Origin of the sequence: Enterococcus sp. AZ170 (assembly GCF_050545135.1) — a bacterium.
Lineage (GTDB): Bacteria > Bacillota > Bacilli > Lactobacillales > Enterococcaceae > Enterococcus_L > Enterococcus_L ureilyticus.
The window spans coordinates 1,126,364-1,140,687 of sequence record NZ_CP172947.1; the positions used below are offsets into that span (position 1 = coordinate 1,126,364).

General features: G+C 36.7%; 7 protein-coding genes. 5 read left to right on the plus strand and 2 right to left on the minus strand.

The features are described from left to right. Window positions 1-493 precede the first annotated feature (493 nt). Both IGJ55_RS05480 and IGJ55_RS05485 read left to right on the plus strand, forming a co-directional pair. Window positions 494-1,072, plus strand: a complete 579-nt coding sequence (locus IGJ55_RS05480) for a hypothetical protein (protein WP_430607645.1) — start codon at window positions 494-496, stop codon at window positions 1,070-1,072. Between the two features lie 115 nt (window positions 1,073-1,187). Then, window positions 1,188-2,462, plus strand: coding sequence for a DNA cytosine methyltransferase (locus IGJ55_RS05485; RefSeq protein WP_430607647.1), 1,275 nt, complete (start codon window positions 1,188-1,190; stop codon window positions 2,460-2,462). Between the two features lie 50 nt (window positions 2,463-2,512). Here the strand turns inward: IGJ55_RS05485 and IGJ55_RS05490 are convergent, their stop codons facing one another. Continuing rightward, window positions 2,513-3,544 (minus strand): HNH endonuclease, encoded by a 1,032-nt coding sequence (locus IGJ55_RS05490; RefSeq protein WP_430607648.1) that lies wholly within the window; start codon window positions 3,542-3,544, stop codon window positions 2,513-2,515. A gap of 289 nt (window positions 3,545-3,833) precedes the next feature. After that, a complete protein-coding gene (locus IGJ55_RS05495) occupies window positions 3,834-4,256 on the minus strand; it encodes a hypothetical protein (RefSeq protein WP_430607649.1) in 423 nt (140 codons plus the stop codon). Between the two features lie 903 nt (window positions 4,257-5,159). Between IGJ55_RS05495 and IGJ55_RS05500 the strand changes: the two genes are divergently transcribed. The 3 genes from IGJ55_RS05500 to IGJ55_RS05510 all read left to right on the plus strand — a co-directional run bounded on the left by IGJ55_RS05500 (window position 5,160) and on the right by IGJ55_RS05510 (window position 14,316). Further along, window positions 5,160-11,849, plus strand: coding sequence for an isopeptide-forming domain-containing fimbrial protein (locus tag IGJ55_RS05500; RefSeq protein WP_430607651.1), 6,690 nt, complete (start codon window positions 5,160-5,162; stop codon window positions 11,847-11,849). 592 nt (window positions 11,850-12,441) lie between these two features. Beyond that, window positions 12,442-13,305: a helix-turn-helix domain-containing protein gene (locus tag IGJ55_RS05505; RefSeq protein WP_207120708.1), complete on the plus strand. Its 864-nt coding sequence runs from the start codon at window positions 12,442-12,444 to the stop codon at window positions 13,303-13,305. Window positions 13,306-13,731: 426 nt separating this feature from the next. Then, window positions 13,732-14,316: an ABC transporter ATP-binding protein gene (locus IGJ55_RS05510; RefSeq protein ID WP_157804612.1), complete on the plus strand. Its 585-nt coding sequence runs from the start codon at window positions 13,732-13,734 to the stop codon at window positions 14,314-14,316. The last annotated feature ends 8 nt before the right edge of the window (window positions 14,317-14,324 follow it).

The window sequence follows — 14,324 nt, forward strand, 5'->3', positions numbered from 1 at the left end:
TTAGAGAAAATACTATAATTTGCTAACTTAATACTTATAGAGTGATTGACAGTACTACTTAATTTTTTTTGTACGATAACAGTTCTCAGCAGTAGACGCTTAGGAAACAAATAGACCATTTGGATAAACGCTGACAAAACAGCGTTTTTTCTGCATAATGAGTGCATTCTTAGATAGGAGGATTAAATAGAATTTAACAAGGAGTTTGATTGTTTTGCATTTAGCCTATCTTCGTATTTCTAAATCTGATTAAAATTTCGTAAGATAAGAAGTAGCTCTTCAGGAATGGCAAAAAATAATCAAACCCCAAAGGCTATTGGATTATTTCTTTATGTTTTATGATGTTGTTTTTATTATTTCTATTGACCAATCATCTATCAATAAATACAGGGAAATACAAAATATATCAAAAGAGATAACCGATCAATAGCTATTGATAGACATATTTGTCGCATTTGGAGAATGTTTTCGAGTTAAGGAGTGAGGAGCTAAAATGTGGAAACGATATGTTGCTGTATATAATGGTGAAGCAGGGGAAAAGAGTATATTTTTAGATACAGTAACAAAAAAATTAGTAGTAGTTGAAATTGAGATGACTTCTTATAGATCAACGATATTGTCAGGATTTTTGGGAGTGACTATTTACTATGTATTTGGACATGTACTTTTTAAGTCTTCTTTAAGCCCTGTTACTTTAATAGCAATAATTTTAGTTATTGGTTGTTTAGGTGGTGCTTTCTTTAATTTGTTAATAAATAAGATTGCTAATAGTGATAAAAATAAGTTGAATTATTTAACTAACGTTAGTGAAGATGAACTAAAAGCGTATCTTGTTAAAGGAAGAAAACAAATGAGGAAGAATTTTCTACTGATTATTTTTCTTTTTGTTATGGTAGTACTCTCGTTGCTTCCAATTTATTTTAAGGAATATTCGCTATTGTTGCTTCTTGCTTCAATTTTTTTCACGACGCTGTTCATATTTTTTATAGGTATTGTTTCACCAGTTAAGAGGATAAAGGCTTATAGATATATTGAGAAAAATAAAAGATCGATCTTATTTTATATAAAATAGGAAGTAATTTTTAAGAGCAGTGACAAAATAAATAGTTGTAATTTTATCAAAATAAATGATATAATTCAAGTTATCCAAGACGTATCTGGGTCTGGTATACTTAGGAGGATGTTTAATGAAACCTATAAAATTAGCAACAGTTTTTAGTGGTATTGGAGCAATAGAACACGCTTTGGAGAGACTAAATTTTCCATTTGAAGTAGTTTTTGCAGCAGATAATGGAGATAGAGAAATAGATATATCAGAAGAAGAAATCAAAGAACATTTACAAAGTTTAGATACTAATATAGAGAGAAAACAATATGTAGATTCACTTTATTCAAAAAGTAAAAAAACTAATTTTGTTCAGCAATCATATTTTGCAAATTATGATATAGATGAATCTAAATTTCATCAAGATGTAAGGTTTATAAATGGTCATGAATATACAAACGAAGTTGATCTTTTTGTAGGTGGAAGTCCTTGTCAATCGTTTTCTATGGTAGGTCGTAGAGGTGGATTTGAGGATACGAGAGGAACTTTGTTTTATGAATTTGCTCGACTAATAAAAGAAATTCAACCTAAAGTTTTTATTTATGAAAATGTAAAAGGTGTTCTTAGCCACGATAATGGAAATACTTGGGAAATTATGCAAAATGTTTTTAGTGATTTAGGATATTCATGGGATTATAAAGTATTGAATGCAAAAAATTATGGTATCCCACAAAATAGAGAGCGTATATTTGTAGTTGGTTTTTTGAACAAAAATCATTTTGAAAAATTTTCTTTTCCAAATCATATAAAGTTAGAAACTGTTATGGCAGACTATTTGGAAACTAATGTAGCAGATAAATATTATTTAGGAAAAAAAGGCATAGAATTTGTCATAAAGAAAAAAAACCTTAATAAACAATATACTCAGATTAATGGAGATATAGGACTATGCCAAAAGGCAAATCAACAATTTAATTGGCATGGAGACTTTAGATTTGAACCTATTAGTTCTGAGAGAGGAAAAAAAATCGATGAAAAATATTATTTATCTGAAAAGTTGGTAAATTATGTTATGTCTACTGGAACAAAAGGTTTTTATTCTCGACCTGAAATTGATTTAGATATTGCTAGACCGTTACTTTCTACAATGACAAAGATGCATCGTGCTGGAGTAGATAATTATGTAACCACTAAGGGAAGAATACGTAAGCTAACGCCTAGGGAATGTTTGAGATTAATGGGTTTTTGTGATAGTTTCAAGATTGTGGTATCTGACACGCAAGCATATAAGCAAGCAGGTAATTCAATTGTTGTTAATGTATTAATGCATGTGGTAAACAGTATTTCAAGTACATCTGTATTTGAATGTAACGAGATAAAAGGTAATATTTCGGAACAACTCGGGTTAGGAATATAAAAAAGTAGGAATTGGTCTAATGTTGAAACTCTTAGACCAATTCCTACTTTTTAAACTCCCATATATATATGTTCTCTGTGATATTCAAGGTAATTTAGGCGTTCTTTATCAAAAAATATCTCGATACCAATCTGTTTTCCAGTATGAATGTTCAAACGTTTTTGGTTCATTGGAGAAATAAATGGGGATACAATAAGTTTTCCATTGTCCTCAAAAGTAATAAAGCCTTTATCAAAAAGTACATCATAAGTGGGGCTAAGCATTAAACCATTTTTAGAATTTATTTTTTCGGAATCGTTACTTTTAACCCATGGCTTCATGTGGGAAGCAATTAGCAATCGCTCATCGGATATCTTAGTGAAAGGACAGTAAGGCATTTCATCCAATAACTTTTCTCTATATTTTCCTTGACCAATACGAGAGCATACTAAAGTACTCTTCTTTTTGGCAGTATATTTTGAGTTTTCTTCAATTGTAGCAATCTCGTTTTCTTCTTGAGGCGTTGGATAAACATATCCTATAATGTCATTTGAATAGTTGACAAAGGGCTTGAAATAAAAAATAGTATTATCTTTATTATCTTTCAACTTTAAAATTGAAAGATACGAAATGTTAGGAATTCCTATTTCTCTTAAAAGAGTGTAATTCTCAGAGTTAGAGTTTATATATACCCTCGGTGGAGCGATATCACTTCTAAAAAAGTCAAAGTTAAGAGAATCACTTTGATTTTCAACAAGTGTATCTAATTGTTGCCATCTTAGTGGCATTTCACTAGTTACATCATCAGATACTTCTACGCCATTAACTCTTCTAGTTTTGTAATAACGTTGTTGTGGCTTAATATACTCATCTTTTACTGAAGATAAAAATGATAGAAGGTCTTTTTTTAACAAGATAGCTTTTCCGTAAGAAAAATTCTCAAAAAAATCGAAAAGGTTAGTGGATTCATTACCTACGTAAAGTTTTGCTTCACCATGACCAGTACCAGTTTTATTTTTCAAAAAAGAATCAGCAAGAGTAATATTATTTAAAGAATCTATAACTTCATATTCCTCTCCTAATAACTCAACTTTAATTGACATAAAACTCCTTCTTTCTTAATGTTATTATAATTGTATGATAACATTAATATGGAATGAAATAAAGTGCTTTGAGTACGAAAATAATGATATAAATATATAAATTTAAATATTTCGTTTTCAAATGATTGATATATTGAAAAATGGATACATGATTTGAACTAAGGTTGAATCTATATTTTATGTTTTTAGTAAAAATTTTTTATAATATAAAGCGGAAATAAAGAAACATATTTATCAATATTATTTTTGATAAATATGTTTCTTTAGCCTATTTAGCAAATATTAATTTTTATACAACCTTCTCAGCCCTAACCATTTCCATCACCAATTCATCCCCCAACTCAATCAACCGATTATAATCCTCATAAAAAGCATGAAACATCTGCGCCCGCGCATAATACTCCTTCACAATCCGCTTCTTATTGATCGGCCCAGACCGAAACTGAAAAAAATGATCCAAAATCGCCAAAGGCTCCTGCCAAGAAGCCATCTTCTCCATAAAATCCCGCAACTCAACAATATCCTGATACGTAACCGCCTTTAAATTCTGTCCTTGTTTATCCATTCTCCTGATCTCCTTCAAATAAGGCGGAGAAAAGCCGATAAGCGCCAAACGAAATCCAAGCCCAAACCCAACTTCTCCCACCAATTTTTTCACTAAATTTCTGGATTCAGTGACCGTTCTATCTGCACATTGACGAGGCAAACCCATAACCCAGCGCTACAAACGACTTTCAAAGCCTTGCTGTATTCATAACGCCTTCTCCCAGAGTAAAACAAAAAACGATACCGAACCTGTCAATACCGTCATCAATCAGCCAAACCAACCCCACAATTCACTCCTAAACCACCCTTAATCCCAAGAAATTAACAAAACCAACTAGAATTTCAAAAGAAAATTAGGTACAATAAAGAAGCTAGTGCTTCGGTGCTAGCAAATTGGCAACTTGTATAGAGGTGTAACGGATTTCTATACAAGGCTTCATCGTTCGGTTGCCGCCAAACGGTGAAGTGCCTTTTTGTTTTATCCAGTTTTTCATCGATTCTTAAAAATGTACCTCCCTTCAAAATTAGTTATAGGACAGAAAAAAACGGCATTGAGCAGATGCCCAATACCGTTGACAATAGTCTAATACCATATACACAACAACTAATCACACCCAGAAAAAGCAAAGATTTCCTAGAAATCTCACCTCATTTTAGGTACAATAAAGAAGCTAGTACATGTTGCTAGCACTATTGGCAACTTGTTTGGACAGTTAACGGTGTCTTAACAAGGCTTCGATCGTAAGGTTGCCGCCGAACGATTGAAGTGCCAATTTTTATTTATATGTCTTGAATCGATCAACGATTCGAATTTCTATCCTACACATTTTATTATACCGAAAGACACCACCCACCGCAACGAAATTCGGCATTTCCACCCATTAAATAACACCAAAAACAGCTCCCTTATATATAAGATAAAATAACAAAAAAACTTTTTCATCTTCAACCAATATTCACCCAAAAAAGCCCGAACTCCAGCTATGAGAAAAAACTAATAGTTCAGCCCGATATTTTTGAATTATTTATTTAGCCATACTATAGTAAAAATATAGGAGGTAAGATATAAATGAATAAAGTGCACAGAATTTCCCTGAATTATTTAGCTGTTTTGATGTTGGTGATTGCCAACTTGTTACCCGCCGCCAGTGTGTTTGCCGAAGGATTGACCAAACCAGAAGAGAATATCTTCGACTCAGAATCCTTATACATCAAAGCCGACACCAAGAAAAATGAAACGAACAATAAATTAATCGATGTAAACTACGAAGTAACGAACAAAAGCGATCAACCAATCGATCAGGTAGTTCTAGAACAAAAGAACCAAAATGACTCACCAGTAAAATTCGACGCAGCAACCTTAAAAAGCGAAGATAAACTGGTGGCGCCTGACGATCAAACGATCCAGTTTGATCAAAAAGAAAACCAAGATGAGGGGACAGAACTAACCATCACCACGATCCAACCTCATACCACGAAACATCTGACAATAAGTGCCGAGCAAACAGATGAATCAATCCATCAGCTTGCTGTTGAAATAAATCAGGCAGACGAAAAAGTAGGGGACATCACTCTAACACTGCCAAAGAACGAACAAGAAACGAGCAGTACATCATTACAAGAAAAAGAAGCTGACACAGAAGTAGCAGAATCTCAATCAGAAGAGCTAACAACTGCTGCACCAGAAGACTCAGCAGCAACGACCTTAGAAGAAAACAATCAAGCCGCGCCGAGAGCCCAAGCAATCGGACCAAGAATTGCGCCAACGCCAGGCCGTGGCTTTGATAAACCAATTTATAAAAGCATCCACAAAGGAGAATTATTCTCTACAGGAAATACCAACTTAACCCCTGTAAACGAAGCGACAGCGAGCGCTTTTTTGAATACCAGAGCCCCAAGTAGTGGTCAAGCAATCAATAATTTTCAGTTGAAATTTGCGGATGTCGATGGCGATCCAACGACCTATAACTCAAGTAAAGCCTACATCGATTTAGATGGCGCCAAAGAAGTCGCATGGGCAGGCTTATTTTGGAGTGCATCCCGTTTTAAAGGCCCAGCTACAGCGACGAATATGACCGATGATGAAATTAGCGCCCCTGTTCAATTAACCACGCCAAATGGAACAGTAACCCGTGTTGCCCCACAAAAATATCATCGAATTGACCAAGATGCTACTAATCCTGGGCAAGGTTTTGGGTTTAATAATACGGGCTTTTCTAACTTTGCCGATGTGACCTCGATCCTTCAAGGGGATAAAAGTGCGACTGGTGCATACACATTAGCAGATATTCCGATGACCGATTTCCTACAAGGCAAATTTCAAAGTTTCAACTTCAGTGGTTGGAGTTTATTTATCGTGACAAAAGACCAAGCCAAACGATCCCGTGCCTTCAATGTCTATTATGGCGCTAGAGGGAACAAAGCTGGAACCAACAATGAATTTGTCATGAAAGACTTTTTAACCTCTAAACAAGGAAAATTAAACCCAATCGTGACGTGGTTTACCGTTCAAGGCGATAAATTTTTCACAGGTGACAATGCTCAAATCCAAAATAGTGCAGGAACTTGGGTCAATATCAGCAATACAATCAACCCAGTCGGTAATGTCATGAACGGAACCGTTTCAGATAACGATCAACACATGGTGGATAAATATCCGGGTCAATTTAATCCTGGCTTTCCCAACTTTTTAGATATCGATGTCGATCGTTTGACCTTACCAGAAGGGATCATCACTAACAGTCAGAAACAAATTAACTTTAAAACAACCAGTAGCGGAGATGATTACTCAACCAATGCGATTGGATTTTCAATCAATGCGGAAACACCCGAACTTGAAGTCACCAAAGAAATTATAAATCCAAAAGAAACGTATAAAATCGGGGATACCGTAACCTATCGTGTCCATCTCAAAAATACCAAAGAAAACACAGAAGCGGTCAACAGTCTTTCTAAAGACCAATTAGATAGCCGTTTAGATTATGTACCCGACAGCTTATCCATCGTAAGTGGTCCAAATGCTGGCAATAAATCAGATGCCACAGGCGATGACCAGGGCGAATACACAGCAGCAGATCGTGCAATCACGTTTCGTGTAGGAGAGGGCGCCAACGGCACACAAGGCGGTAGCTACAAAGGAACGACCGCGGAAACAGTCTACGAATTTCAAGCAAAAATCAATGATACAGCCAAAGGAGAAGAACTGATTCCAAATAGTGCCACATTCCAAGGCGTAGATTCTGCCACAAATACGATGATCGAGAACACATCCAATATCGTAGAGGTAAAAATCGCCCCAGAAGAACTTGTCGGCAAACTAGAAAGCTCAAAAACAGTCAACAATCAATCGCCAAAAATCGGCGACGAAATAGAATACACGATTCAATTTAAAAACACCGTACCAAAGGGTATTTTAAATCAAGTGACCGTGACCGATACTTTACCAAAAGGCTTAACGTATATTGAAGACAGCGTTACAAGTGCAGGACCTGATCCCAAACCAACCGCATTAACGGTTGTCAATGGCCAAGTAACCGCTGAATACCCAAAAATCGCCGACACAGAAACACGCACTATTTCCTTTAAAGTTCGTGTCAATGAAGAAGCAGTAGTCGGACAACCGATCATCAACAAAGCCAAAATCGATGATCACACGAATCCACCCGATGAACCAGAAGTCCCAGTCACACCAGTAGAAACACCCGGAGAATTAGAAAGTACCAAATCCGTCAACAATCAATCACCAAAAATTGGGGACGAAGTCGAATATCGTTTGTCTTTCCGTAATAAAATTCCGAATGGTGTCTTAAATCAAGTCACAGTGACAGATAATTTACCAAAAGGGATGACCTATGTAGAAGGCAGCTTAACCAGCGAAGGCGCTGACCCGCAACCGACAAGTCTAACCATGACTGACGGCAAAGTCGTTGCAGAGTACCCAAAAATTCAAGATACAACAGTACGAACCATTGTCTTTAAAGTCAAAGTCAATCAAGAAGCCATCGTTGGGCAAAAAATTGTAAACAAGATAACTGTGGATGATCATGTCAACCCGCCCGATGAACCAGAAATTCCAGTAACACCTGTTGAAACACCTGGACGATTAGATGTTACAAAATCCGTCAATGATCAAGCACCAAAAATCGGGGACGAAGTCGAATACCGTATCACATTCCGAAATAAAATCACGAACGGTGTTTTAAACCAAGTTACCGTAACGGATACTTTGCCAAAAGGCGTAACCTATGTAGAAGGTAGTTTGACCAGTGAAGGAGACGATCCAAAGCCAACAAGCTTAACCATGGAAAACGGCCAATTGACTGCTGAATACGGTATGATCAATGACACTAAAGTCCGTTCGATCATTTTCAAAGTCAAGGTCAACGATGAAGCAAAAATTGGCGAAGCAATCGTCAACAAAGCCAAAATCGATGATCACACCAATCCGCCAGATGAACCAGAAGTGCCGATCGTACCAGTCATCACACCAGGCGAATTGGAAAGTAGCAAATCAGTGAATAATCAAGCACCGAAAATCGGTGACGAAATCGAGTATCGCATTACCTTCCGTAATAAAATCACAAACGGTGTCCTAAACCAAGTCACTGTGACCGACACCTTACCAAAAGGCTTAACCTATGTAGACGGAAGTTTGACCAGTGAAGGCGCTGATCCACAGCCCACAAGTTTAACGATGGAAAACGGAAAATTAGTCGCTGAATATCCTGAAATCAAAGATACAACCATACGAACGATTAGTTTCAAAGTCACCGTAAATGCGGAAGCGGTAGTCGGACAACCGATCGTCAATCAAGCGAAAATTGATGATCATACCAATCCGCCTGACGAACCAGAAGTGCCCGTCACACCCGTTGTAACACCGGGACAATTAGACGTAACGAAATCAGTCAATCATCAAGCACCAAAAATCGGAGATGAAATCGAATATCGTATTAGTTTCCGTAACAAAGTCACAAATGGTGTAATTGATCAAGTCACTGTGACCGACACCTTACCAAAAGGGTTGACCTATGTAGAAGGTAGCCTAACCAGTGAAGGCGCTGATCCGATGCCAACAAGCTTGATCATGGAAAATGGCAAAATGACCGCTGAATACCCAAAAATCGACGACAATACCGTCCGCTCTGTTGTGTTCAAAGTCCGCGTGAACGAAGAAGCGGTAGTCGGACAACCAATCGTCAATCAAGCGATCATCGATGATCACACCAATCCACCAGATGAACCAGAAGTGCCCGTCACACCAGTCGAAACGCCCGGTGAATTAGAAAGCACTAAATCGGTAAATAACCAATCACCAAAAATTGGGGACGAAGTGGAATATCGCTTGTCTTTCCGTAATAAAATTACCAATGGCGTCTTAAACCAAGTGACCGTGACCGACAATTTACCAAAAGGCATGACCTATGTAGAAGGCAGCTTAACCAGCGAAGGTGCTGATCCGCAGCCAACAAGTTTAACGATGGCGAATGGTAAAGTCATTGCGGAATACCCAAAAATCCAAGACACAACAGTCCGTACGATTGTCTTTAAAGTCAAAGTCAACGAAGAAGCCATCGTCGGGCAAAAAATCGTGAATAAAATCACCGTAGATGATCATGTCAATCCGCCCGATGAGCCTGAAATCCCAGTTGTCCCAGTCGAAACACCTGGACAATTGGACGTGACAAAATCAGTAAACGATCAAGCACCAAAAATCGGTGATGAGATCGAATACCGCATTACCTTCCGCAACAACCTTACAAATGGTGTCATAAACCAAGTCACCGTGACCGACACGCTACCAAAAGGCGTAACGTACGTAGAAGGCAGTGTAACAAGCGAAGGCGATGATCCCAAACCGACAAGTTTAACGGTGGAAAATGGCAAACTAGTCGCTGAATACCCAAAAATCAGTGACAACAAAACCCGTTCGATAGTCTTTAAAGTCAAAGTAAACGAAGAAGCAAAAGTCGGTGAACCAATCGTAAACAAAGCCAAAATCGACGATCACACCAATCCACCGAACGAACCAGAAGTACCTGTAACACCAGTCGAAACACCAGGAGAACTAGAAAGCACGAAAACAGTCAACAATCAAGCACCAAAAATCGGGGATGAAATCGAATATCGAATTCATTTCAACAATAAAATCCCGAATGGTGTCCTAAACCAAGTCACAGTCACCGATACTCTACCAAAAGGAGTAACATACGTAGAAGGCAGCTTGACCAGTGAAGGCGCTGATCCCAAACCAACAAGCTTAACCATAACAAATGGCCAGTTGGTCGCAGAATACCCGAAAATCACCGACACTAACATTCGTTCGATCGTATTCAAAGTGACGGTCAACGAAGAAGCCGTTATCGGACAGCCGATCATCAATAAAGCCAAAATCGATGACCACACAAATCCGCCAGATGAACCAGAAGTCCCAGTGACACCAGTAGAAACCCCTGGCGAATTAGAAAGTACGAAAACAGTTAATAACCAAGCACCAAAAATCGGGGATGAAATCGAATATCGAATCAATTTCAATAATAAAATAGCAAAAGGTGTTTTAAACCAAGTCACCGTCACCGATGTGTTACCAAAAGGCGTAACATATGTGGAAGGTAGTTTAACCAGTGAGGGCGATGATCCCAAACCGACAAGCTTAACGATGACAAATGGCAAACTAGTCGCAGAATACCCAAAAATCAGCGATACCAAAACACGTTCCATCGTGTTCAAAGTGACGGTCAACGAAGAAGCCGTAGTTGGACAACCAATCATCAACAAAGCCAAAATCGATGACCACACAAATCCACCCGATGAGCCAGAAGTACCCGTGACACCAGCGGAAACACCGGGGGAATTAGAAAGTACGAAAACAGTCAATAACCAAGCACCAAAAATCGGTGAAGAAATCGAATACCGTATCACGTTCCGCAACAAAATCACTAATGGCATTTTAAACCAAGTCACCGTCACGGATACCCTACCAAAGGGCGTAACCTATGTAGAAAACAGTGTGAAAAGTGAGGGAGATGAGCCAAAACCGACAAGCTTAACGGTAAAAGACGGCAAACTAACCGCTGAATACCCAACGATCAGTGATACAAAAACCCGTTCCATCGTGTTCAAAGTGACGATCAACGAAGAAGCAGTAGTTGGCCAACCCATCATCAACAAAGCCAAAATCGATGATCACACGAATCCACCTGATGAACCCGAAGTACCCGTGACACCAGAACAACCGCTAGGGAAACTAGAAAGCGAGAAAACAGTCAATAAAAAGACCGTTAAAATCGATGAAGAGCTTGAATATCGCATCAGTTTCCGCAATACAGTAGAAAATAGCCTGTTGAATCAAGTCACAGTCACAGACAATCTACCAAAAGAATTGACCTATGTAGAAAATAGCATAAAAACGGAAGGCGACGATCCGAAACCAACAAATTTAACGGTAAAAGACGGCAAAGTAATCGCTGAATATCCAACAATCAGCGACACGAATACCCGTACAATTATCTTCAAAGTTAAAATCAATAAGGAAGCCATTGCAGGACAACAAATCAAGAATATAGCGGTAGTGGATGACCACATCAATCCGCCAGACAAACCAGAAGTTCCTGTGGTACCAGAAAAAGAAGTTCCGAAAAAACCAGATCTTCCAGAGGCGGGAGAAGTATTATCGAACGCCGCGGTATTTATTGGGTTGGCAATGTTAGCAACGGTAATCTTGGCAAATGTGGAGCAAAAAAAGAAGAATAAAAATTAACCATTATCATTAACTTGGTGAAAAAGAGCAAGGAAGAACTTACTTTTAAGTTTGTCCTTGTTTTTTTTAGTAAAAATGAAATAGCCTCTTTTAAAAGAGGTTACATGGAAATAAATTCATTCTTTTGCTACCTATTCAAATAAAAAGGAAAAAATAAATGGAGTTGGGAAGGGTGTATTCCATACATATCAGAGAGGAATCCTGTTGGGAATGTTCTTTATACTGCTAGTAGCATTGTGTTTTTAGATTGATTATGTTTAAAGATGTCGATTGATTTTACATAAATAGAGAGAGAGGTCACATAGTGTGATTCGTCTAAAAATGAAAACTGGTTCAATTTTATGGAATTATTTTTGTACATATTGCATAAATAAAATTTTAGTGATAGGATTAAATGACAAAAAGTCTGAGCTATTTTTAATGGCTCAGACACGTAATCTGAATGTGTATACCAACACCAAACAATTACTTTCTAGAAAATAATTACGATCCAATTCATTATTTACTCTCCCTCCATTCTAATTCCTATCATACATAGGGGACTCAGATAAAGACGTGAGATGTTGTGTATACGAGACGAAAGGGGACACGAATGGATATAGGTAGTACGATCGAGTTGATCAGGCAAAAGAAAAATATTCCAATTAAATCTTTAATTGGAGGAATTGTGTCACGAGCACATTATTATCGAATTGCAAATGGTCAATCAGATATGACGGTAACAAATTTTTTTAAGATTTTAGAACATTTGAATGTTTCATTAGAAGAGTTTCTATTTATAAAAAATAACTTTAAAATAGAAAGATTCAAAGCACTATTTACCGAAGTCCATCAGAGTTTCATTAAACAAGACCTAGAAAAACTTTTGTCGTTAAAAGAAAAATCAACAATCATCTATAAAAAAACAAATTTAGAACGTTACCAACATATTGCCCTAGTGATTCAATTATTGATTGATCGTTTAAAGGAAGACGGATATGATTCATTTGCAAAAGAGTATTTACAGGACTATTTAATGAATTTAAACATGTTTACCCATTATGATTTAGTCCTATACTCGAATAGTTTCTTTGCATTTTCTAAAGAATTAAATGAAGCGATTAGCGTTAGAATTTTAGATAACATAAAAAAATATGAACAATTGAAAGCATTTGAGTCTGATACTGTGAAAGTACTATCTAACATGATTTTTTATGAAATTGAGTTGAATGATTTTAAAAAAGTGAAAGAATATATTGGCTATATGAAACAAGTAGAGTTGAGTGAGCATTTGATTCTCGAGAAGGTTCTAAAAAAATTTTTTATGGGAGTGGATTGTCTATTGACAAAGAATATCATGCAAGGAAAAAAGCAAATGAAGGAAAGTATGACAATATTGAACATACTAGATAATAAGCACTACTTTTTTTTAGAAAAAATCGAGGACCATTTATTGAACTATTTTAAGTTGTATTAAAAAACTAATGAGCAATGTTGTCTCAAATAAGAGACCTTTTAACGATGAACCCTATTAACGCACTATACTCAGCCTTGTAAGTTTTAATCATGCATTATTTGTTAAGCATTGATTGGTAGAAAGGTGGGGTTGTTTATATGTGGAAGTGGATCTGGACGATTATTCGTTGGGTTTTGCAAAGAGCGATTTGGGGTTGGTTTAAAAAATGGTTGGGTTGGTAGACCTTACTTTTTATAAATAAACCAACAAAAGTTTGAGGAGTAAGGATGAGAAAGAGTTTAATGAAAATGATGAAAAAGTGTTGTTGAACAAATGAACTTAACAAATACGAATGAAACTTATATCTTTTTCTGATTTAGCATATCAACTTTTTCTATCCTTTCTATTTCTGGAGCATCTAATTAAAAATAGAGAGGACATGATTTGGTGAGAGTTGAAAACATCACATACTACATAAGTGCGCAGAAAAAAATTGAACAATTTACATATGATATGGCTTCACATTCACTGACACTGATTGTTGGTAATAATGGAGCAGGCAAGTCCACATTATTAAAACTAATGGCAGGTATTTTAACGCCAGAATGCGGACAAATTTTCCAAACTGAGAAGGTCTCTTATGTTCCAGATTCTTCTGAAAATTATTTTAAAGGCGTAACCCCTTTATTCTATTTTAATTTTTTAAGATCAGAATTTCGAATTGAAAAAAATTTCTTCAATAGTCGGTTAGTAGAGCTTATGAGAAATTTTAATTTCTCTGAAAGGCTGATGACAAGCGAAATGGGTTCTTTGTCTTTAGGAGAAAAGAAAAAAGTGATGTTGATTGGCGCTTTTCTAAATGATCCTCAACTGTATTTAATGGATGAACCAACTTCTGGATTAGACCAAGAGTCCTTGAGCAATCTACTGCAAGAAATAGAAAAAGAGCGGCAAAAAGACAAAAAATTTATCATCATTAGTCATGAACATGCGGAACTTTTTCAACAAGTGGATGAGATGATTCAGTTGTAAATGAAAAG